This is a genomic window from Pirellulales bacterium (assembly GCA_019636345.1).
Lineage (GTDB): Bacteria > Planctomycetota > Planctomycetia > Pirellulales > Lacipirellulaceae.
In genome coordinates, this window is record JAHBXQ010000003.1 from 484,251 (window position 1) to 507,249 (window position 22,999).

Here is a 22,999-nt window from a genome sequence, read left to right on the forward strand (position 1 = left end):
GCGAACAGGCCGGGCGCCAGTCGATTAGTGTACCGCATCGAGCGGGCGCACATCACGCGCTACGGATCGGCGTCAGCGGGAGCCGCGACCGGCACGAGAACCACTGTGACGCGGACCTCGCCCGGAGTCGACTCGACCGCGGCCGCTGACGAGCGGGAACGCGTCTCGTCGTTGAAGCGTCGGTCGACCCGGCCTCCGCCGGAGAAGCCTTCGGGCAGCGACCCTGCGGGCAGATCGAGTCGCTTCGCCCGGCCGAACTGTTCGCGGGGAGCGTTCTCTGCGTCCCGGGCGGATTCCAGCGCCAGCTTGTCGGAGGTCGCGCTCGGGGAGGGGATCGTCGACTTGGACTTGGATGATTCGGGCTTGGACTCCTCAATAAAACGGAAGTGTTGCTGATCGAGACCAAAACTGGAGGGGATCGATTGCAGCCGGGCGACGAACCGCTCGACCTGTTCCGGCGAAGCAGCCACCAGATAGGCGACCGGTCGGGGCGATCCTGCGCCACGGGCCCCCGCGCCGCTGAGTCCTGGGCCGGCGAGGGAGGATTGGTCGAGTTCGACGCCTTCGGCAAATTCGCCCCCAGCCCCGCGGGCGGAGAGTGCGGAGAGCTCGGACGCTTGCAGCCCGTCGATCGACTCCGGCGAGCGGTCGACGCCGTCGTCTTTGGATTCCTGGACCAGCGCGATCCGCTCTGCGGCGAGCGCGGACCGCAGCGTCGCCTCGGCCGCGGCCATGTCGCCGGCGACGGGGATGCGGACGATCCGGTCGGCCGCCGCGACGTTGCTCTGCGGAAACGCTTCCGTGGCGCTCGGGGCAGGGGGGGACGCCAGCCCGTCGCTAAACGCCTTGCGAGTCGTTGCGCCGTCCCGACCATTGATCGCCGCACCGCCGCGACCTCCGAAGGTCGTCGCTTGGGGAGCGGCCGGAGCGCCCGTTGCGGGACTCGTCGGCGCGGCGTCGGCGGCCATGTCGAAGCCTTCCGCTACGGATTCGGGAGCGGCGGCGGTCGAAGCTTGGCGAGGCTGATCGGATTTGAGGAGGGCTCGCTCCGGTTGCGGACTTGCGGCGGGGGGGGAGGCCGCTTTCATGTCGAGCGGTTCGCTGCGTCGAGTCCGGTCGCCTGCGGGCGCCTGGGCGACTTGGCGTTCGACGGGGCCGGGCTCGTCGGGTTGAAACGCCGCGAGAACGAAGCTGGCCGCCGCGGCGAGACAGCCCCACGCCAGCCCGCGCCGCACGCCGGGACGACGCCAAACCGGCGCCCCCGGTTCGCGCGCGTCGCGTGCGGCGCCGGCCGTGGGACGGTCGGCGTCAATCGCCGCGAGCACGTCGCGCTGGAACTGCTCGTCGAGCGCCGGCAGCGGCAGGTTGCGGACCGCGTCGGCGGCGCTGCGCAGCTCGTCGAGCAACTGCCGGGCCGCGGGGTCGGCGGCCAATCGCTCTTCGACGAGCGCACGCTCGGCTTCGGTCGCCTCGCCGTCGAGGTAAGCGCTCAGCACTTCGTCGTCGAAGGGGGACATGGGCGGGGAGCGGTCGGGAGAAAGGGGTCGTAGGTCAGGAGGTTTGCGAGCGGTCGCGGCGTCGCGACCCCGTTTCGTCAAGCTTCATCTGCAGCATCTCGCGCAGTTGCATCCGCGCACGAAACAACCGGCTCCGCACCGTGCCGATCGGCAGGGCGAGGACTTCGGCGATGTCGTCGTACGAGCAACCTTCCATTTCGCGCAGGACGAGGATCTGTCGTTGGTCGTCGGGGAGCTCGGCCAAGGCGGCCCGCACATGGGCGACCTCTTCGGCCGCGGCGAGGGTACGGGTTGAATCTCCCGCAGGGTCGATCGGTTCGGCGCCGGCGTGTTCCTTCTGGTGATCGAGCGAGACGGTCGGGCGGCGCCGGCGTCGGCGGGTGAGTCCTTCGTTCATGGCGATGCGGTAGAGCCACGTGGCGAACTGCGCCTCGCCGCGGAACGCCCCGAGCTTGCGCCACGCTTGGACGAAGGCGTCCTGGGCCGCGTCGCGGGCCTCCTCGGGACAGCCGAGCAGGCCGACCAAGGCGGCGAACACCCGCTGTTGGTGGCGGAGCACCAACTCGCCGAATGCGGCGCGGTCGCCCCCTTGGGCTCGCTCCACGAGTTCAGCGTCGGCGATCTCGGGGCTCACGCTCGGCCAAGGGGTTGGATGCGCGGGGGCGGGGGAAAGTTCCGTCACGGTGCGGCATGGGGCGATCGCCGGCTCTCCTTGGCCCCGACGATCGGGCTGGATTGCGACCGGTTTTTTCCGCTGGCATTCTTTGGGGCTCGACGAGCGTTGTCAAACGGCGCCGGGGAATCGGCGTGGTACCATGAGCCGTCGGCGCTCGTTGCCGGCGAACGGCGAGCGAGGCCGAGTTTGCCTCAGACCCGTCGCGTGGCCGCGACCGTCGACAGCCTCGCTGACATTTCACCTCTCACCTCCGACCGCTTCCTCCCCCCATGTCCCTCGACTGGATTGCCGCTGAGCTGGCTGCATGGGAGGCCGCGGGGTTGCGCCGGCGGTTGACGCCGGGGCTCGGGGCGATGGGGCCCGTGGTGCACCCCGACGGGCGCGAGTTGGTGAACTTCGCCTCGAACGACTACCTAGGGTTGGCGAGCGACCCGCGGTTGGCCGAGGCGGCGATCGGGGCGTGCCGAGCGACCGGCGTGGGGCGCGGTTCGAGCCCGCTGATTTGCGGTCGCAGCGAAGTGCATGTCGAGCTGGAACGCCGGCTGGCGGCGTTCGAGGGGGTCGAAGCCGCGCTGTTGTTCCCCAGCGGCTTCGCGGCGAATTCGGGGACGATCCCTGCGCTCGTCGGTCCCGGGGACGCGGTGTTCAGCGATGCGCGCAACCACGCGAGCATTATCGACGGGTGCCGGCTGTCGGGGGCGGCGATCCATGTCTTTCCGCACAACGACCCGGCGGCGCTCGACACGCTGCTGCACGAGCAGGCCGGCTGTCATCGTCGGCTGTTGATTGCGACCGACACGCTGTTCAGCATGGACGGCGACCTGGCGCCGATGGCCGAGATTGCGGTGCTCGCCGCGCGGCACGGGGCGATGCTGCTGGTCGACGAAGCCCATGCGACAGGCGTGCTCGGGCGTCTCGGCCGGGGGGGCGTCGAGCTGGCCGCCGAGCGACGCCCCGAGTTGGCCGAGTTGCTGGAGCGCACCGTCCACGTGCGCGTCGGAACGCTGAGCAAGGCGCTGGGGACTGCCGGAGGGTTCGTCGCCGGGACGCGGGAGCTCGTCGAGTGGCTTGCCAACCGGGCGCGGAGTTACGTCTTCTCGACGGCGCAGCCCGCAGCGGCGGCGGCGGCCGGGATCGCGGCGCTCGAGATCGTGGAGCGCGAGCCGGAGCGCCGCACGGGGCTCTTGGCCGCGGCAGCCGAGTTGCGGCGTGCGCTGGCCGACCAGGGGTGGCGCGTCGGAGCGGGGGAGTGCCAGATCGTGCCGGTGATCGTCGGCGAGCCGCAGGCTGCGGTCGCCGTGGCCGAGAAACTGCGGGAGCGGGGCCTGTGGGTCCCGGCGATTCGCCCCCCGAGCGTCCCGGCCGGGGAGTCGCTGCTGCGGATCAGCCTCACGGCGAGTCATACCAGCGCGATGCGGGCCCGGCTGATTGAGTCCTTGGCCGCGGTCCGGTTGGGGGGGTAAACCGGCTCGTGCGGGGGCGCGGTCGCCGGCGCAAGTTGCTTTGCCGCAAAAACTTGACGCTCGGCAGGGGGCTACTTACCATCGAGATTGAATAGTTTCCCCAGATTGCCGCGCCTGACCCCGCGCCCAGGAACCGACGCGTTGAGTCTTGTCTTCACCATTTTGCTGGGCGTCGCCGTCTTGGTGGGGCTGGTGGCTACGTTCTTGACGATCAAGAACTGGCACTGGGCCCAGATGTTGCTGATGCTGGGGATCTTTCTGGCCAGCGTCGGCGCCGTGTTCTTGTCGGCCGAGGTGTTGCGGATTCACAAGCTGCTGCGGATGAACTTGCCGCGGCTCGAGGCGCAGCTCGAGGACCTCGAGACGCGCAACCGGGCGCTCCAGACCGGGGCGCGGGACCCGGCGGTGATCAACGCAGTGCTCAACGACTTGCGCGACCCCGAGGGGATCGCCGGCCGACTTGGCAACGACGAGGCTCAGCAGGCGACCGCCGAGGAGTTGCGGGCCCTGGCCGGGAACAAGCGGGCCCTCGACCGGCTGACGGCGATGGTCGACAAACTTGGCGAACTGGGGGATCTCCCCAGTCTGGCCGTGTGGAACCAACGCAACGCGATCATCGCCCGGCAACGGGGGCGGGCGTGGTTCGGAGCGAGCCCGGCCGGACCGGTGGCGCCGAACGGTCAGGTCCAGGTCGCCGTTCCCGTGCCGCGTCCGCACGGGATCGACAAGGACTCGATCGTGTACGTGTTTGAGATGGACTTGCCGCTCCCTGACGCGGCGCCGGCGCAGTACCTGGGCGAGTACCGGGTCGTCGAATCGTCGGGCGACGGCGTGGTGTTGTCGCCGGTGCTGCCGCTGGAGCCGCGTTCGCTGCAGCGGCTCGCCGCGAGCAAACGGCCGTGGCGACTGTACGCGACGATGCCGGCCGATCGGCACGAGTTGTTCGCGGGTTTGAGCGAAGAGCAACTGCGGCAGATGATGCCCCCGTCGACGGTCGAGGAGTACGTTCGCCACGGCGGCCCGGTCGACGTGAACGACGACGAATATCATCGGCAGAGCTTCAACGAGGAGGGTCTGCCGATCGGCCCCGAATCGACCGACAAGGTGGCCGAGGAGCGCTACAACCGGCCGCTGCGGGCGTACGAAGTGTTGTTCAATCGGCTGGCCGAGAAACGCGTCAACCTGCTGACGCAGATCGCCGCGAAGAAGGACGAAATCGTCAAGCTCGGCGAGACCGAGGCGAAGGGACAACAACTGCAGGCCGAGCGGTCCGAGGAGAAGCGCAAGTTGCTCGCAGACCAGGAGCGGATGCAGCGCGATCTGGCGACGATCCGCAAGCTGAGCGAGGCGATCGCCGGGCAGTTGGCGGTCGCCAAGCAGGGGCTCGTCGACGGTCTGGCGGCCAACGCGCAACTGGCTGCGGAGCTGGCCCGCCGGCAGATGGCGTTTCTCGGCGCCGCGGCGCAGTAAGCGAGCCTTCTTACGCCGAGACGCGGCGCTCGCAGTGTCGGGCGCGGAGGTTCTTGTTCAGCGCCTTGGACGCCGTCGTCCATCACGAATTGCGCTCCTTTGCGCAATTCGCGGGATCTTCCGGGGCGCGACTGGCGGCGACGGGATTCAACGCGGCGCGTACAATGGGGCGACTCGGGCAGGCCGCCGGCGTGGGCCGTCCCGACCGTCGGCGACGGCTCTCGCGCCGCCGGGGTTCGCCGCGCCGAGGGACTCGCTAGCTGGCGTTATGGGCATCTACGACCGCGAATACTCGCGCGACTCCGAACCGGGGGTGCAACTCGGGCTTCCTTACTCGATCACGGTGCGGCTGGCGCTCGTGACCGGGGCGGCGTATCTCGTGCAGATCTTCGGCACGGAACGGTTCACCGAGACCTTCGCCCTGTGGAACGACTGGTATCGCGAGCCGTGGCGGGCGTACCAACTGCTCACCTACGGATTTCTGCACGCCCCGCACGACATCGCCCATATCCTGATCAACATGCTGGTGTTGGTGATGTTCGGCCGCGAGCTGGAGTCGCGGTACGGGCGGGCCGAGTTCCTGCGGTTTTACCTGACGGCGCTCGTCGTTGCGGGGCTCGTATGGACCGGGTGGGAGATCGCCACCGGGCATGCCGCGGCGCCGCGGGTCAATCCCGGCAGCCCCAACGGCATCGTGTTCGGCGCCTCGGGGGCGGTGACCGCGCTGGTGGCGCTGTTCGCGGCGAACTATCCGCGACGGACCGTGCTGCTGAACTTCTTCATCCCGGTGCCGATGTGGCTGGCCGGGCTGCTGATGGTGCTGAGCGATCTCGCGGGCGCCAGCGGGCGATTCGGTCCGAGCAACGTCGCGTACTCGGCCCACCTCGGGGGCGCCGCGTTCGGGCTGTTGTACTTCTACACGCAGTGGCTGCCGCTGCGGAGTCTGGAAGGGCTGACCAGCCGGCTCCCCAAGGCTCCGCGGCCGACGCTGCGGGTTCACGAACCCGAGGAGGGGGACGACCTGCAGAGCCAGGTCGATCGCATTCTGGAGAAGATCCAAAACGAAGGGCAAGACAGCCTCACCCGCCGGGAGCGGGCGATCCTCGAACAAGCGAGTCGCCGGTACCGCGAACAACGGGGCGGCTGACGGATGCGCGGGGCTCCTGCCGAGCCGAATCGCACTGCGGCTTCCGGCTCGGCAGGAGCTTTGCCGCTTCCTGAACCGGGGCCGCTCGCCGTCGTGCTGATCTTGCGAACCATGGCGTTCCTGCTGGCCGGGGCCGCGAGCCTGTGGGGCGCCGCGTCGGGTCGGCCGCTGCTGGGGCCGGCTGTGGTCGCGGCGCTGCTGGTGGTCCATGCGTGGACGCTGACCGACCCCGTGCGGCAGTTGCGGTCGCTGTTGGCGGCGACGGTGATCGGAACGGCGCTCGAGTCGACTTGGATCGCCCTGGGGGCGTACGTCCCCGCCGGCGACATGCGAGGCACGCCCGTTTGCCCGCTGTGGGTTACCTCGGCGTGGTTGAATGCGGTCCTGTTTTGGCAGGGGGTCGCGGCGGAGCGGCTTTCGCCCGGTCGGGCGGCTGGCGCGGGGGCGATCGCGTTTCCGCTGGCGTATCTCCTGGCCGACCGGGTGCATGCGATCGTCGTCGTTTGGCCGCCGTGGGCGTTCGCCGCGGCCTTCAGCCTGTACGGGGCGATCGCCCTGGGGGCCGTCCACATCCTCATCGCCGTCAACGCACCCCGAGACCAAACATGTCTGAACGGAAAGTGATCGTCACCGGCGCGTCGGGGCTCGTGGGAACCCCGTTGTGCGAGAATCTGACCAGCAGCGGCTGGCAGGTCGTTCGCGCCGTGCGCCGTACGCCGCGCCCCGGCGGGGGGGAAGTGTACTGGAACCCTGCGCAGGGCGAGATCGACAAGGCCGGCTTCGAAGGCGCCAAGGCGGTCGTCCACTTGGCCGGCGAGAACATCGCCGAGCATCGTTGGACCGAGGCCTTCAAGAAGAAGATCCTCGACAGCCGCATACAGGGGACGCTGCTCGTGAGCGAGACCCTCGCGGGGCTCGCCGAAAAACCGGATGTGTTCGTCTGCGCCTCGGCGATCGGCTACTACGGCGATCGGGGGGACGAGGTGATGACCGAGCAATCGGCCCCCGCGGACGATTATCTGGGGCAGGTGTGCGTTCAGTGGGAGGCGGCCTGCCAGACGGCTCGCGATGCGGGGATCCGCACGATCAACGGCCGGATCGGCGTGGTGCTGAGCCCCAAGGGGGGAGCGCTCGCCAAGATGCTGACGCCGTTTAAGTTGTGCGTCGGGGGGACGATCGGCAGCGGCCGGCAGTACATGAGCTGGATCGCGCTGGACGATCTGGCCCGGGCGCTGCAGTTCTTGGTCGAGACGCCGGGACTGTCCGGGCCGATCAATCTGGTCAGTCCGCAGCCGGCCACCAACGCGGACTTCACGAAGACGCTGGCCCGAGTGCTGGGCCGGCCGGCGCTGCTGCCCATGCCGGGCTTTGCGGCGAAGCTGGCCTTCGGCGAGATGGCCGAGGCCCTGCTCCTGGCGAGCACCCGGGTCGTTCCGGAGGAGTTGGAGCGAGTCCGGTTCCGGTTCGAGTACCCGGAGTTGGAGGCGGCGCTGCGGCATTTGGTCGCTCGCCGGTGATCGGCCTCGAACGCCAAATTGAGCCCCGGGCGAATGACCGGGGGCCAAATAGGTTCACCAGGGGCCAAATAGGCCTCTCAAACGACCGACTCGCCCGCCGCGGCGTCCTTGTGGCCGCGATCTGACCCGGTAAACTAAGCGGTTCGGTCAAACCCGGCTGCCGTCGGCCCGCCGCGGTCCGATTGCGCAATCCCCCGACCGTCGTCCCGCCTTTGCCGACGTCGCGCGTCCGGGTTCCCCGCGCGGCCTTGCTGCGTTTGTTTGGCGTCTCGATTCCCCACCGAGTTGGTCTATGCATTCTCAAGTCGTTGTGCTCGGGGGCGGTCCTGGCGGATACGCCGCCGCGTTTCTTGCCGCCGACCTGGGGATGGAAGTGACCCTGGTGGAATCGGATCCGCGTCTGGGGGGGACGTGCCTGCTGCGGGGCTGCATCCCGTCGAAGGCGCTGCTGCACGTGGCCAAGGTGATCGCCGAGGCCCGCGAGATGATCGAGTGGGGGGTCGAGTTTGGCGCCCCGAAGCTGGCCGTCGAGAAGATGCGGGCTCGCAAAGAGAAGGTCATCGAGACCCTCTCCGGGGGGCTCGCCCAGTTGGCCAAGCGCCGCAACGTGAAACGCATTCACGCCACGGGCATTTTCGTCGACTCGAACACGCTGCAGCTCGAAGGGGGCGACCCCGCGACGTACGAGGAGGAGCGGCTGACCTTCGACCACTGCATTCTCGCCACGGGCAGCACGCCGGCGATGCCCAAGATGTTCGCCATCGGCAGCGAGCGGGTGATGGACTCGACCGGGGCGCTGCAACTGGCCGACATTCCCGAGTCGCTCCTGGTCGTCGGCGGCGGGTACATCGGGCTGGAGATGGGGAGCGTCTACGCCGAACTGGGCTCGAAAGTGACGGTCGTCGAATTCACCGAGGGCCTGCTCCCGGGGGCCGATCGCGACCTCGTGAAGCCGCTCCACAAGGCGCTCGTCGAACGGTTCGAGAAGATCTATCTCGGCACGAAGGTGACGGGGCTCAAGGCGGTCGGCGACAAAGTCGAAGCGTCGGTCGAAGGACCCGAGACGAGCGGCACGCTGACGTTCGACCGCGTGCTGGTGTCGGTCGGCCGGCGGCCGCGGACCGCCGGCATCGGGCTGGAAAACACCAAGGTCACGCTCGACGACAAGGGTTTCGTGCGGATCGACGACCAGCAGCGGACCAGCGACCCGGCGATCCTGGCGATCGGCGACGCGGCGGGCGAGCCGATGCTCGCCCACAAGGCGTCGCACGAGGGGAAGGTGGCGGCCGAGGTGCTGGCCGGCGAGCCGGCGGCGTTCGACAAGGCGGCGATTCCCGCGGTCGTGTTCACCGACCCCGAGATCGCCTGGGCCGGTCTGACCGCCGATCAGGCGAAGCTCGAAGGCCGCAAGGTCGAGATCGCCCAATACCCGTGGCAGGCGAGCGGCCGGGCGATCGCCATCGGCAAGACCGACGGCATGACCAAGTGGCTCATCGACCCCGAGACCGACCGCGTGCTGGGCTGCGGGATCGTGGGCTCGGGGGCCGGCGAGCTGATCGCCGAGGCGGTCGTCGCAATCGAGATGGGGTGCAACATCCGCGACGTCGCCGAGAGCGTGCACCCCCACCCCACTCTCAGCGAAACGGTGGCCTTCGCCGGCGAAGTCCACTTGGGCGCCGCGACCGAGGTGTACCGCCCGAAGCGCAAACACGCCCAACCTAACTAAGTCACGTGCTTGCCGGCATTTCACGCAGGGAACACAGAGGGCAAGAAGCAGTGCACGCGAAGTCATGACGACGCATCGTTTGCTCCGAGCTCTCTGTGCATTCCGCTGCGACTTGACCGCCAGATCACCAATAGCGAAATCCTACTAGGATCGCCCTATGGCTCAGACGAAGATGACGCCCCGCTCGCCCTTGCCGAACGACGTCGATCCGGCCGAGACCGTCGAGTGGCTCGAGTCGCTCGACTACGTGCTGGAAAGCAAGGGACCCGAGCGGGTCAGCCAGTTGCTCAGCGCGCTGGACGAATCGGCGCACCGCAACGGCGTCGAGTTGCCGTTCACGGCGACGACTCCGTACATCAACACGATTCCGCCGGACAAACAGCCCCAGTACCCCGGCAATCGCGAGTTGGAGCGGCGGATCAAGAGTTTCGTCCGCTGGAACGCGATGGCGATGGTCACCCGCGCCAACCGCGATCCCGCGGCGCCCGGCGGGCACATCAGTACGTTCGCCAGTTCGGCGACGCTGTACGAGGTGGCGCTGAACCACTTTATCCGCGGCCGGGGCGAGAGCGGCTACGGCGGCGACCAGGTGTATTACCAGGGTCATGCAGCCCCGGGAATGTACGCCCGGGCGTATCTCGAAGGACGGCTCACCAAGCAGAACCTGATCAACTTCCGTCGCGAGCTGAGCGACGGGGGCGGGTTGTCGTCCTATCCTCACCCGTGGTTGATGCCCGAGTTTTGGGAATTCCCCACGGTGTCGATGGGCCTGGCGCCGATCATGGCGATCTACCAGGCGCGGTTCAACGAGTATCTGACCGATCGGGGAATCCTCGACCTGAGCGGGAAGCGGGTCTACGCCTTCTTGGGCGACGGCGAGTGCGACGAGCCCGAGACCCTGGGGGCGATCACGCTGGCGTCGCGCGAGCACCTCGACAACCTGTGCTTCGTGATCAACTGCAACTTGCAGCGGCTCGACGGTCCGGTGCGCGGCAACGGCAAGATCGTTCAGGAACTGGAAGGGGCGTTCCGCGGCGCCGGGTGGAACGTCATCAAGGTCATCTGGGGGAGCGACTGGGACCCGCTGCTCGAGGCCGACGACACGGGGCTGTTGGCCCTGCGGATGATGGAGATCGTCGACGGCCAGTCGCAGAAGTACGTCGTTTCGGACGGCTCGTACGTTCGCGAACACTTCTTCGGCAAGTACCCCGAGCTGCTCGGACTGGTCAAAAACTACAGCGACGAGAAGCTGCGGAAGCTCAAGCGCGGCGGACACGACCCCGAGAAGGTGTACGCCGCATTCAAGGCGGCCGCCGAGTGCAAGGGCCGCCCGTCGGTGATCCTGGCCCAGACGATCAAGGGCTACGGCCTGGGCGAAGGGGGCGAGGGTCGCAACGTGACCCACAACCAGAAGAAGCTCAACGAGTCGGAGTTGCACGAGTTCCGCACGCGGTTCGGGATTCCCATTTCCGACGAGCGGGTGGCCGAGGCGCCGTTCTACCGCCCGCCGGAGAACAGTCCCGAGATGAAGTACCTCCGCGAGCGCCGCGCCGCGCTGGGGGGCTCGGTTCCGGCGCGGAACAACGCCCCGGTGACGATGAACGTGCCGCGACTGGCCGATTACCAGAAGTCGCTCGCCAAGCTGGTCAGCGCCGGCCCAGGCAAGGAAATGTCGACCACGATGGGCTTCGTCCGATTGCTGACCGACCTGCTGCGCGACAAGCAGATCGGCAAGCACATCGTGCCGATCGTCCCCGACGAGTCGCGGACCTTCGGCATGGAAGGCTTGTTCCGGCAGGTGGGAATCTACGCCCATACGGGCCAGTTGTACGAGCCGGTCGACTCCGATCAGGTCGCCTATTACAAGGAGGCCAAAGACGGTCAGTTGCTCGAGGAGGGGATCACCGAGGCGGGGAGCATGAGCAGCTTCATCGCCGCGGGGACCGCCTACAGTTCGCACGGCGTGAACATGATTCCCATGTTCATCTACTACAGCATGTTCGGGTTCCAGCGGATCGGCGACCTCGTGTGGGCCGCGGCCGACGCCCGGGCCAAGGGCTTCATGCTCGGCGGCACCGCGGGCCGCACCACGCTCAACGGCGAAGGGCTGCAGCACCAGGACGGCCACAGTTTGGTGAACGCCGCGGCGTTTCCGACGGTGCGGTCCTACGATCCGGCGTTCGCCTACGAGACGGCGGTGATCATTTTCGACGGCCTCAAGCGGATGTACGAGGACAACGAAACGGCGATCTACTACATCACGCTCGAAAACGAGAACTACCTCATGCCCGAGATGCCCGCGGGGTGCGAGGAAGGGATCATCCGCGGGCTGTATCGTTACAAGTGCGTCGACGGTGCGCCGGGCAAGCCGCGCGTGCAGTTGCTGGGAGCGGGGCCGATTCTCAACGAGGTGCTCAAGGCTCAGACGCTGCTGGCCGAGAAATACGGCATCGGCAGCGACGTGTGGAGCGTGACCAGCTTCAACCAACTGCGGCGCGACGCCCAGGAGTGCGAACGCTGGAACATGCTCAACCCCGACAAGCCGGCGCGCACGAGCTACCTGGAAGAGCAGCTTGGCGGGACGACCGGGCCGATCATCGCCGCGAGCGACTACATGCAGATGCTCGCCGACCAGTTGGGCCCGTGGCTGGGGGGCCGGATGTTCGCCCTGGGGACCGACGGCATGGGCCGCAGCGAAAGCCGCGAAGCCCTGCGCCGGCACTTCGAGGTCGACGCCGAGTGCATCACCGTCGCCACGCTGTACAAGTTGATGAAGGACGGCCAGGAAGAGGCCAAGACGGTCGCCCAGGCGATTAAGGAGTTCGGCATCGACCCGAACAAGCCGTCGGCGCTGTACGCTTGAGGGCGCGGCGATCGGCGACTCATGAATCGAGGCGGATCGTACCGAGCGTCTGGGTGCGAACCGTGGCCGAAGCCGTCGCCGCGATCGAGGACGCCGACCATCGACTCCATCGCAACCAACCGTAAACCTTTGGCGCCTCTTCGCGCCGTTCGCGGTTCAGACAATCGAACCAACTGCAAGCCATGCCGACACAAGTGAAGCTCCCCTCGTTGGGCGAAAATATCGATTCGGGCGACGTGCTGTCGATCTTCGTCAGCGAAGGAGACGTCGTCGCGAAGGATCAGGACCTGATCGAGATCGAGACCGACAAGGCGACGATGCCGATCCCCAGCCCGCAAGCGGGAAAGGTGGTGAAGATCCTCGTCGCCGAGGGCGAGACCCTGTCGGTGGGGGGCGCGATTTTGGAGCTTGAGGCAGCGGACGCCCCGGCCCCGGTTAAGCCCTCGGCGCCGGCGCCGGTTGCCGCGGCCCCAGCCCCGGCGGAGCCTGCTCCGGCCCCCGCGGCCCCGGTTGCCGTTGCTCCCGCTCCGGTTGCACCGGCGCCTGCCGCCGCGACCGCGGCGCCGGCGAAATCGGCTCCGGCCCCCAAGCCGGCCAAGCCGGGCGAAGACGTCCCCGGCGACGGGCACGCCTCCGCCGCCGCAGGGCCCGCGGTTCGACGGCTCGCGCGCGAGTTGGGGGTCGATCTGCGCCGCGTGCGTCCCAGCGGCGACGCCGAGCGGATCACCGAGGAGGACGTCCGCAACCATGTCCGCACGGCCCAGCAAGAGGCCACCGCCGCGGCCCCCAAGGGGATCACTCCCCCCGGCGCCCCGGACAGCGACGCCCACGGCGCCGTGCGGCGCGAGAAGATGTCGCGAATGCGGCAGACGATCGCCCGCAACATGGTGCAGTCGTACACGACGATCCCGCAGCTCACGAACTTCGACGACGTCGACGTCACCGAACTCGAGCGGCTCCGCAAAGACAGCGAGAAAGACTACGCCTCTCAAGGGGTGAAGCTCACCGCGATGCCGCTGTTGGTCAAGGCGGTCGCGGTGGCGCTCAAGCATCACCCGATCGTCAACGCTTCGGTCGGCGAATCGGGCGAGGAGATCGTCTACAAGGAATACGTCAACGTCGGCATCGCGGTCGACACCCCCAAGGGACTGATGGTCCCCGTGATCCGCGACGCCGATCGCAAGGGCATCGCCCAATTGGCTCGCGACCTGGTCGAGTTGGCGACCGCGGCCCGGGACGGGACGCTCGCGATCGAGGACATGCGGGGCGGAACGTTCACGATCAGCAACCTGGGAGCGGTCGGCGGGACGTACTCCACCCCGATCATCAACCCCCCCGAGGCGGCGATCCTGCTCGTGGGCCGCAGCCGGATGATGCCGCAGTTCGTCGACGGCGCGTTCCAGCCGCGGCTGATGATGCCGCTGTCGCTCACGTACGATCACCGGATCGTCGACGGCGCCGCCGCGGCGCGGTTCTTGAACGACGTGAAGGGGTATCTGTCGAACCCCGGTCGGCTGCTCCTCGCCCCCGCGTGAGGTGACGCTCAGGGGGCGGCTCACCACGGCGGATCGGCCGCTTCAGCGACTCGCCCGGCGGCGCAGATAAAGCGGAGCGTCGGCGCCGGGGCGAGAAGGGCGACGTGAGGCGAGGATTCGGCTGCTCGCGCGCGGGGGCGAGCAGCGCCAGTCCGCGTCTCCCCTTGCATGGGGGGGTCGTACAGCCCGTACGTCATAGCCAACGGTTCGCGCCCCGCCGACAAATCGCCTCCCTAAGGGGGTTTTCTGGCCCAAGACCTCAAGACTCAAGACCCCCCGGTCGCAGAATGAATTGACAAATCGCGTGCCCGCGGCTATTGTCGCCCTAGGAGTCTGGAAGAATCCATTGACGTTTCCGGGCGATTTTGACTCGTCGCGTTCGGTCGAGTCGTCGCCAGTACAGCATCGCACGCGCAACTTTTTGAGAGGGGACGCCTAATGAGTCGGATCACTTCCGGGGGATTTTATCTCGTCGCATCACTCCTCTCTCTCTTCAGTCTCGCCAGCGTCTCGCAGGCGGGCATTCTTAACGGCCATGGAGCCGCTTACGGCGGCGTGACGGGCTCGGTCCCGTTCAACAACGGCGTCGGCCTCAGCGGAACCATCGACTACGCCGTCTTTACGGCTGGCGCGTTCAACGCCAATTTCGGCGGCTTGGGGTACGTGCCTGGCGATGCGCTGGTCTACACGTATCAGGTGAACGTCATCGGCAATCTCGGCGTGTCGGCCGAGATCATCGGCGTCAGCAATCCGGCCAACACGATCGGCACATTTAACATCGGCGATCAGGATGCTGCTTCGGCGTCGTTTACGCCGAACGCGCGCTGGCTCTTCTCGCCGGAGATTCCCACGGGGATGAGCAGTTGGGGGCTGGCGTTCTCCTCGCCGAAGCTGCCGATCGTCGGCGCATCGTTGACGATCGACGGCGGCACGCAAGCGCTGGTGGCCGGCGTGCCGACGCCGGGGCCGATCTCGATTCCCGAGCCGGCGACGCTCGCGCTGAGCGCCGGCGGCTTGGCGCTTGTGCTGCTGTCGAAGCGAGTCCGCGGCTAGGCGGGCCGCGCGCACCGGAGAAGTACGTCGCCGTCAGAGAAATCCGTCCGCAATCTCGCTTGTGATCTGCCGCCGTGAAGATCGAACTGGAGTTCCAAATCATGAGACGCGCTAAGGCTGGTCGATTTCTTTTCCCGGCGTTCGCAGCGGTTTGTTGTGCGCTGGTCGGCTCGCAGGCGGCGGCGGGGCCGCTGGCGACGACGGCGTTCGCCCTGAACGACGGTTTTGGTCCGGCTGGCGGCGCGTGGCGCGGAACCGTGTCGATTGCCGGCGCCGCTTTCGGGGACACAGTGGTGGCGGAGGTCGACTGGGCGGCGTTCGGCGTGGGCGGATTTCAGCAGTATCTCAACAGCCAGGCGATCGCGCAGGTTGATCCCTCGGGTCCGAACGAGGTGACGTACGTTTACCAGATCAGTTTGGTCACGAACGCTTCGCCGGGAATCGATACGCTGACCGTAGGCCTCGATGCGGGCGACGGACGGGGGACCGTCTTGGCTCCGACGTTCGTGCCGACCGGCGCCGCGAATGAACAGTCGCCCGCCAGCGGCGGAGACAATTCGACTTCGATGGCGTGGTTCTTTAACGGCGCCGAACTTGCGCCGGGGGACGTCAGCAGTTTGCTGGTCTTTACAAGCCCCTTCTCGCCGGAGTTCGACTTTCTGCAAGTGAACTCGGGGCTGGCGGGGCCCGTGGTCTCGCCGCTGGTCGCGAGCCCGAGCGATCGGGTGTACATCGTTCCGGAACCGGCGTGTGGACTGTTGCTCGCGGTCGCCGCGGTCATCGGGGCGTGGCGGAGAGCGTCTGCGAAGGCGTGACGATCGTCTTGAAGGGGGCACGCCGCAATCGAGCGGTGCTATTGACGCTCCGGACTTTGAGCGCCGGAGCTTCGCCCATGGCTTTTCGAAGCCCCATGGCTTTCCGGAGCCGCTTCCCACGGAAGCGCCTCGCTCCGACACGGCTTACGGAGCAAAAAGAGGAACGCTCCCTGCTTGAAATCGCTCTGGTCAATCTCGTCGTGGTCAAGCGATCGATTGGGGCGGCGAGTTGCGTCTGCCGCAATCCGAACCACCTCGTCCGGCACGTGACGACGGGCTGGTCACATGCTCGACGCCGGCCTGGGCCGCGAACAAGCCGCGCATCAAGGCCGGCTTGAGGGCAGCAATTCGCCGTCACTGCTCCCCGGAGCGTGAACGGTTACGCCGACAGTTGATCATCAGGGTCGGCGATTTTCTCCTTGCCCCCCGACTTCGTTTACACTGGTGCGGGCGTCGGCAAGACCGGCCTTCCTCGTTTGGAGGTGCTCCATGCGGCTTTTCACGACAGGCTTGGTCGCGGTTCTGAGCGTCTTGCTCTTCCCCGCGGCGACGTGCGCCGACCTCTTCGGCAGCGGGGCGAACTCGTTCACCATCGACTTCGTCACGATTGGCGCGCCCAATAACCCGCAGGACTACTTTATCGCCCCTGGCGACGTCGCGGCGCCGCCGGGGGGGGGATCGGTCCCCTACGTCTTTCGGATGGGAACCTACGAGGTCTCCGAGCGGATGATCGCCGCGGCCAACGCGGAGGGGAACTTGGGGATCACGCAGACGTCGCGCGGACCCGACTTCCCCGCGGGGGGGATCTCCTGGCTCGACGCGGTCCGGTTCGTCAATTGGCTCAATACGAGCACCGGCAACCCCGCCGCATACAAGCTCGATCCAGCGGGGAACTTCCAACTGTGGGCGCCGACCGATCCGGGCTACGACCCGACCAATTGGTTCCGCAATACGCAGGCCAAGTACTTCTTGCCGTCGCACGACGAGTGGTACAAGGCGGCCTACTTCGACCCGCTGCTGGGGGTCTACTACGACTACCCGACCGGCAGCGACACGGCGCCGCTGCGAGTCGCCGGCGGCACGGCCCCCGGCACGGCCGTCTATGGTGGCTCGTTCTTCGCCCCCACCCCCAGCCCGATCATGTCGGCCGGCGGACCCAGCCCCTTCGGCACGTTCGCCCAAGGGGGAAACATCGGCGAGCTCATCGAGACCGAGATCGACAAGGTCAATGACTCGATCGAGAGTGCGCGAACGGCCCGAGGGGGAGCGTATACATCAGGCGCAGCAGAACTTGTTTCTTACACCGCAATCGGCTATGGCCCGAATTTTCAGTCTCCAAACCTCGGCTTCCGCGTGGCCAGTCGGATTCCCGAACCGTCGACCTTGTCGCTGGCGATCGGGCTCCTGTGGCTTGCCGGCGGGGTCGCCAAGCGAACCGCCCGCGTCTCCTTGCATGGGGAGATCTCATAGCACGCACGTCTTATCCAACGGATCGCGAAGCTCTTGACGCGCGCCGGCGAGCGGGCCCATGTTCGACGCCAGCCTGGGGCGCGAACAGGCCGCGCATCAAGCCCGGATCGGGCCGTTCCTCAAGCACGACGGCGTCGAGCAACAGCGCCAGCGCACGGGCTCTGCGTCCGCCGTCATCTGGCGCAAGCTCTCCTTCGGCACGCAAAGCCCCGCGGGGAGCAAGGACGAAGCGCCTTCGCCTGCCTCGTCCAAGCAATCCAAGACCGACTTGACGGCAACAAAACCCCGTCACTGCTCCCCGGGGCATGAACGGTTACCATCTGCCATGATTCTCGATTGTCAACGATTGCGAGCAACGATGTCGTGCCGTTGTTGCGATTCGTAGGCAACTCGACTAAGCGACGACACGAGCCGCCGCGCGATTGGCCGGCGGGATCCCGACGAGCGCGTTGTCGAATTCGTTGTTGAAATTGGGCCAGCGCATCGCGTACAACCAACATGCGCGCCTCAAGGCGTGCCGAGCCGGGGTGCGCCGCAGGGGCATTGGCTCCCAGGGCTTCGGTCTTGGACAAGTGCAAACGTTCGACGAGCGCCAGGACGTCGAGCGCCAAGACGACGACGGAAGATCGCCATTTTGCTCGCCCGGTCGGAGTATTGCGAGCAAAACTCGGCGGCGGCACGCGGCGAGCGCACGCCTAAATCGCTGACATGTCGGCGGTTAGGGCCACGATCGGCAGCGCCGCCGGCGGAGTTTTGCACAAAGGACGCGTGTGTTTTTGCTCGACGGAAGGGCCGCTCCGACGCCGAGAACCGGCGGGGCGGCCCCCGCGAGCGGCGTCAACCTCGCTCGACGAAATCCGCAGCGCGTCGGCGTCTTCCGTGGTTGTCAAAAAGCGCTGGAGAACTGCCAGGGCCGATCCGTTGTTCCCACGGCCATGCTTTACCGACACGGCTCCCTGCCCACGCGGACGAGGGCAGGGCGCCCCGGGGAAAACGGACCGGCCCTTGCGTCGCAGGCGCCGTTACTTGCAGCACGGGCAGCAGCAGGTCGTCTTGACGACGACGGTGCAGCAGACCGGCTTGCAGCAGGTCGGCTTGCAGCACGGGTCGGCGATCGGGATGCAGCACTCGCCCCGGCGGGCGGCGCGGCGGGCTTGCCCGGGTCGCATCGTCTTGACGCAGGCCTGTTCGCAGCAGCAGTCGTCGCAGCACGAGCAGCAGGGCGCGGCCTGATAGCACAGGTACTTGGTCGCCCGAGCGCTCGCTTCGTCGGGATTGCCGAGCACGCCGGCCCCGATGAGCAAGGCCGAGGCGGCAAGCCCAAGAGCAGATTGGCGAAACATGGCAATACCTCCCCCTTCGAAACAAAACCAGCAGGACAAAAGGCAGAAGCGCTGCAAAGTCGTACGGCGCCGCTCTCACGGAGAACACGGCGCGCCGCGAAGGCGCAACACCGACTGCCAACCTCGCGCGAACTGGGCAGCGCTTCTGGAACAAACCGCGTGCGCCATCCACCACAAGGCGGCAATTGACGTTCCGCTCGCGGGGATGCAGGATCGCCCGAGAAAACGCGGGTTTTGCCTCGGGCGCCCCGTTTGCCCGCAGTTCCCAATCGGCACAGTTGCGTCGTCGCGGCACAGTGCTCCGGGGGCGGAGACTTACCGGTCGCCGCGTCTCGCCGAGACGCGAAGCGCGTGCCGACCGCGTCTTGGGGTCGTGATCCCATTTGCGCCCTTGGAAGGGCGCCTGGGGTCGCAGCGCAGCGGAGCCCCCAGGGAATCCGCTGGGGTCGCACTTCGTTCGACCCCAACCACCCATCAATTTGGCAAATGGGTATCACGACCCGTTTTGTCGACGCGGCCACGTAGGAGTCACGGGCTACGCCACGGCGATCACTCGGCGAGCCAGCCTCTGCTCCGCTCCACCGCGGAGGTCCAGCGTTTGATGCGCGTCGTTCGTTCGCGCGGGGGAAGTTGCGGGGCGAACTCGCGGTGGAGCGCCCATTGCTCGGCCAAATCGGCCGGCTTCGACCAGACCTGGGCGTGCAGGCCCGCGAGGTACGCGGCGCCCAGCGCGGTCGTCTCGGTGACGACCGGGCGCTGGACCGGCTTGCCGAGCAGGTCGGCCTGGAACTGCAGCAGTTCGTCGTTGACCGCCGCGCCGCCGTCGACGCGCAGCTTGGTGAGCTTCACCCCCGAGACCGCTTCCATGGCGGCGATGACGTCGCGGCTTTGGTAGGCCATCGACTCGACGGTCGCCCGGGCGATGTGGCCGGCAGTCGTCGAGCGATCGAGCCCGATGATCAGTCCCCGGGCGTACGGGTCCCAATGGGGCGTGCCGAGCCCCACCAGCGCGGGGACGAAGTACACCCCGCCGCTGTCGGGCTGACTGCGCGCGAGGCGCTCGACGTCGGCCGAGGTCTTGATCAGTTGCAACCCGTCGCGCAGCCACTGCACGGCGGCGCCGCCGATGAACACGGCCCCCTCCAGGCAGTAGGACGCCTTGCCGGCGAGCCTCCAGCCGACGGTGGTGAGCAGGCCCGGGGGGGACTCGACCGGTTCGGCGCCCGTGTTGAGGAGGATGAAACAGCCGGTGCCATAGGTGTTTTTAGCCATGCCCGCCTTGAAGCACGCCTGACCGAAGAGGGCGGCCTGCTGATCGCCGGCGACGCCGCCGATCGGAAGCTCGAACCCGAAGTGCCGTTTGTCGGCGACGCCGAAATCGCCGCTGGAGTCGCGGACCTCGGGCAGCATCTCGCGCGGCACGCGGAGCGCGTCGAGCAGTTCTTGATCCCAGTCGAGGGCGTGGATGTCGTACAGCATCGTCCGGCTGGCGTTGCTGCAGTCGGTGGCGTGGACGGCGCCGCCGGTGAGCTTCCACAACAGCCAGGAGTCGATCGTGCCGGCGAGGATCTCGCCCTTGGCGGCGCGGCGGCGGAGCTTGTGCTTGTCGAGCAGGTGGCGAATCTTCGTGCCGCTGAAGTAGGGGTCGATCACCAAGCCGGTCTTGGCGCGGACGACCGGTTCCAGCCCGGCCCGTTTGAGCCGCTCGCAGAGCGGGGCGGTGATGCGGCTTTGCCAGACGATCGCGTTGTCGACCGGGCGGCCGGTGGCGCGGTCCCACAGGACGACGGTCTCGCGCTGGTTGGCGATCCCCAGGGCCGCGACGTTGCGACCGTCGGCCTTCGCCTGCCGGAGCGCAGCCCGAGCCGTCTTGAGCTGCGCGGCCCAGATCGCCTCGGGATCATGCTCGACGTGTCCCGACGAGGGATAGATCTGCGGGAACTCTTGCTGGTCCTGGCCGGCAAGGCGTCCCTGGCGATCGAACACGATGCTGCGACTGGAGGTGGTCCCCTGGTCGAGGGCCAAGACGAATTGCGTCACGAGGTTGCTCCGGTTCTAGCGACAAGAATTGCGACAAGGTGCGCGTCATGCTACGACGAGCCTGAACCCAGTGCGACGCCTGCGGTTGGCGCCGGCCGGCTCAGGCGAGCGCGGCGTTACAGGCCGAGGACGCGCCACAGCAGGGCGCCGACCATGGCGCCGGCGAAGGGGCCGGCGACGGGGATCCAGGCGTAGCTCCACCCCGAGTCTCCTTTGCCCGCGATCGGCAGCAGCGCGTGGACGATCCGCGGGGCGAAGTCGCGGGCCGGGTTGATCGCGTAGCCGGTCGGTCCTCCCAGCGACAGCCCGATCCCCGCGACCAGCAGCCCCACCAGCAGCGGATTGACCCCGACGGAAAACGCCTTCGCAAGGTCGACCTCGCCTTGCGGCAACTCGCCCGCATTGGCGCCGATGGCCAAAATGCCGAAGATCAGCACGGCCGTGCCGATGAACTCGGTGACGAAGTTCCAGAAGGGAGCGTCGATCGCCGGCCCGGTGCAAAAGCAGTTGCGAATGGCCACGGGATCGTCGGTGGCGTCGAAGTGATACTTGTAGGCGAGCCAGACGAGAACCGCCCCGATCGCGGCGCCGACCTGCTGTCCGGCGAGGTACTGGGGGAGGAGGCTGCCGTCGAGTTGCTCGAGGCCGTACAGCGCCAGGCTGACCGCCGGATTGAGGTGGGCGCCGCTGATCCGCCCGACGGCGTACACGGCCAAAGCGACCCCCAACGCCCAGCCGGCCGTGATGCAAATCCACCCGCCGCCGTTGCCTGCGGTCTTGTTGAGCAGGACGTTGGCGACGACCCCGTTGCCGAACAGGATGAGAATGGCGGTCCCCGCCGCCTCTGCGAGAAACAAGTCCATGGTTGCGATCGCCTCGTGCCGTCGGAGCAGGTCCCCCCGGCGCGGGCGTCCGGAGGCCTCCGCATGGTAGCGTCGGCGGCGTCCGGCGTCACTTGCAGCCGCGCGGCTTGCTGCCGCAACCGGCGAGGGGTCATCCGTGCCCGGCTTGGAGCGGTTCGGCGGCTTGCACTCTCGTTGCGGGGCGGGAGAAGCCAACTCTTGGGCGCGCGGCAAGAATCGCCGCAACTCACGCCCCGGGCGCGGAGTTGATAGGATTGTCGCCACCCCGGGCGAGACCGGCTCGGGGTGGACGTGCGAGGATGAACCGAGTAGTCAGTGAGTCGGTCACCGGAAAGCGAGGGGAGCCATGGGCATCGTCCGTCGTCGCCGATCCTGGTTGCTGGCGATTCTGTTGGCGGCGCGGATTGTGCCGGTCGAGAGCGTCGCTGCGAAGGATGCGTACGATCCGTTGGCGGTCGACGACGCGGCGTTGCCGCCGCCGCTCGATGCGACGGTGCATGACGCGGCCCGGGGCCGCGACGTCCCGGTGTTCGTTTACCTGCCGGCCGACCCCGCGCCGACGCCGGTCGTGCTGTTCAGCCACGGGTTAGGAGGAGATCGCCAGGGGAACGGGTATCTTGGTCGGCATTGGGCGGGACGGGGGTACGTCGCCGTGTTTCTTCAGCATGCAGGGAGCGACGGGTCCGTAGGAAAGGACGCCTCGCCGTTGCGCCGGATGAGCGCTCTGCGCGACGCGGCCACTGGCGAGAACTTCCTGCTGCGAGTTCGCGACGTCTCGGCCGTGCTCGATCGGCTGACGGAGTGGAACGAGTCGGGGCGCGATGCGCGCGGGACCGACCCTGCAGACGGAGACCAGGAGATCGCCGCGCTCGTGGCGGGTCGGCTCGACATGGGGCGCGTGGGGATGTCGGGTCACTCGTTCGGCGCGGTGACGACGCAGGCGGTCGCCGGTCAGTCGTTCGCCCGGGGGCGCATGTCGATGACCGACTCGCGGATCAAGGCCGCGGTGCTGATGAGTCCCAGCATGCCGCGGCGCGGCTCGGCCGCCGACGCCTTTGGCCAAGTCGCCGTGCCGTGGTTGCTGCTGACCGGGACGGAGGACGGATCGCCGTTGGGGGATCAAACGCCCGCGACGCGCCGGCAGGTGTATCCGGCGCTCCCTGCGGGAGACAAGTACCAACTGATGCTCGCGGGAGCGGAGCATTCGGCGTTCGGCGATCGACCGCTGCTCGCCGATCGCAAGGCGCGGAACCCCAACCACCATCGGGCGATCGTGGCGCTGACGACGGCGTTCTGGGACGCATATCTGAAACAGGATCCCGCCGCCCGAGAGTGGCTCGCCGGGGCGGGGCCGCGATCGGTGCTCGAAGAAGGGGACGCGTGGGAGAAGAAGTGAGGGGTGGCGAACGTCATGCGATCACGACTTGATGTTTTCCCCTCTCGCTCACGCGCTCGTACGGCTTTGCGCCCGTCCGCGCCGGCTTCGCCATTGCAGCGGCGA

General features: G+C 67.8%; 17 protein-coding genes. 12 read left to right on the plus strand and 5 right to left on the minus strand.

Translation table 11 applies throughout. From position 1 onward, the window contains the following. Positions 1-59 precede the first annotated feature (59 nt). Both KF688_09795 and KF688_09800 read right to left on the minus strand, forming a co-directional pair. The gene (locus tag KF688_09795) at positions 60-1,517 is read right to left on the minus strand and encodes a hypothetical protein (GenBank protein ID MBX3425958.1); all 1,458 of its coding nucleotides are present in this window, start codon (positions 1,515-1,517) and stop codon (positions 60-62) included. A 34-nt stretch (positions 1,518-1,551) separates the two neighbouring features. Then, positions 1,552-2,151 carry a sigma-70 family RNA polymerase sigma factor gene (locus tag KF688_09800; protein MBX3425959.1) on the minus strand — a complete coding sequence of 200 codons (600 nt, stop codon included), beginning with the start codon at positions 2,149-2,151 and terminating at the stop codon, positions 1,552-1,554. A 311-nt stretch (positions 2,152-2,462) separates the two neighbouring features. Between KF688_09800 and KF688_09805 the strand changes: the two genes are divergently transcribed. The 11 genes from KF688_09805 to KF688_09855 all read left to right on the plus strand — a co-directional run bounded on the left by KF688_09805 (position 2,463) and on the right by KF688_09855 (position 17,252). Beyond that, positions 2,463-3,656 (plus strand): 8-amino-7-oxononanoate synthase, encoded by a 1,194-nt coding sequence (locus tag KF688_09805; protein MBX3425960.1) that lies wholly within the window; start codon positions 2,463-2,465, stop codon positions 3,654-3,656. A gap of 141 nt (positions 3,657-3,797) precedes the next feature. After that, positions 3,798-5,126: a hypothetical protein gene (locus tag KF688_09810; protein ID MBX3425961.1), complete on the plus strand. Its 1,329-nt coding sequence runs from the start codon at positions 3,798-3,800 to the stop codon at positions 5,124-5,126. A gap of 268 nt (positions 5,127-5,394) precedes the next feature. Then, entirely contained in the window at positions 5,395-6,273 is an 879-nt protein-coding gene (locus tag KF688_09815; GenBank protein MBX3425962.1) for a rhomboid family intramembrane serine protease, read from the plus strand. 60 nt (positions 6,274-6,333) lie between these two features. Beyond that, positions 6,334-6,897 (plus strand): DUF2878 family protein, encoded by a 564-nt coding sequence (locus KF688_09820; protein MBX3425963.1) that lies wholly within the window; start codon positions 6,334-6,336, stop codon positions 6,895-6,897. Next, entirely contained in the window at positions 6,879-7,790 is a 912-nt protein-coding gene (locus tag KF688_09825; GenBank protein ID MBX3425964.1) for a TIGR01777 family oxidoreductase, read from the plus strand. Before KF688_09820 ends, KF688_09825 begins: the two co-directional genes overlap by 19 nt. Positions 7,791-8,082: 292 nt before the next feature. After that, positions 8,083-9,516: a dihydrolipoyl dehydrogenase gene (gene lpdA / locus KF688_09830; protein ID MBX3425965.1), complete on the plus strand. Its 1,434-nt coding sequence runs from the start codon at positions 8,083-8,085 to the stop codon at positions 9,514-9,516. A gap of 172 nt (positions 9,517-9,688) precedes the next feature. Then, the gene (gene aceE, locus KF688_09835) at positions 9,689-12,379 is read left to right on the plus strand and encodes a pyruvate dehydrogenase (acetyl-transferring), homodimeric type (protein MBX3425966.1); all 2,691 of its coding nucleotides are present in this window, start codon (positions 9,689-9,691) and stop codon (positions 12,377-12,379) included. Between the two features lie 182 nt (positions 12,380-12,561). Beyond that, the gene (locus tag KF688_09840; protein MBX3425967.1) at positions 12,562-13,914 is read left to right on the plus strand and encodes a 2-oxo acid dehydrogenase subunit E2; all 1,353 of its coding nucleotides are present in this window, start codon (positions 12,562-12,564) and stop codon (positions 13,912-13,914) included. A gap of 438 nt (positions 13,915-14,352) precedes the next feature. Beyond that, the gene (locus tag KF688_09845) at positions 14,353-14,967 is read left to right on the plus strand and encodes a PEP-CTERM sorting domain-containing protein (protein ID MBX3425968.1); all 615 of its coding nucleotides are present in this window, start codon (positions 14,353-14,355) and stop codon (positions 14,965-14,967) included. A 101-nt stretch (positions 14,968-15,068) separates the two neighbouring features. Further along, positions 15,069-15,782 (plus strand): hypothetical protein, encoded by a 714-nt coding sequence (locus tag KF688_09850; protein ID MBX3425969.1) that lies wholly within the window; start codon positions 15,069-15,071, stop codon positions 15,780-15,782. Positions 15,783-16,271: 489 nt separating this feature from the next. Beyond that, the gene (locus tag KF688_09855; GenBank protein ID MBX3425970.1) at positions 16,272-17,252 is read left to right on the plus strand and encodes an SUMF1/EgtB/PvdO family nonheme iron enzyme; all 981 of its coding nucleotides are present in this window, start codon (positions 16,272-16,274) and stop codon (positions 17,250-17,252) included. Between the two features lie 1,022 nt (positions 17,253-18,274). Here KF688_09855 and KF688_09860 read toward each other — a convergent pair. From KF688_09860 to KF688_09870, 3 genes are all read right to left on the minus strand, one after another. Next, positions 18,275-18,595, minus strand: coding sequence for a hypothetical protein (locus KF688_09860; protein MBX3425971.1), 321 nt, complete (start codon positions 18,593-18,595; stop codon positions 18,275-18,277). Between the two features lie 549 nt (positions 18,596-19,144). Beyond that, the gene (glpK, locus tag KF688_09865) at positions 19,145-20,635 is read right to left on the minus strand and encodes a glycerol kinase GlpK (protein ID MBX3425972.1); all 1,491 of its coding nucleotides are present in this window, start codon (positions 20,633-20,635) and stop codon (positions 19,145-19,147) included. A gap of 116 nt (positions 20,636-20,751) precedes the next feature. Beyond that, complete coding sequence (locus KF688_09870) at positions 20,752-21,498, minus strand: aquaporin family protein (protein ID MBX3425973.1); 747 nt, start codon at positions 21,496-21,498, stop codon at positions 20,752-20,754. 346 nt (positions 21,499-21,844) lie between these two features. Here KF688_09870 and KF688_09875 point away from each other — a divergent pair, with 346 nt between their 5' ends. Further along, positions 21,845-22,894, plus strand: coding sequence for a dienelactone hydrolase (locus tag KF688_09875; protein ID MBX3425974.1), 1,050 nt, complete (start codon positions 21,845-21,847; stop codon positions 22,892-22,894). The last annotated feature ends 105 nt before the right edge of the window (positions 22,895-22,999 follow it).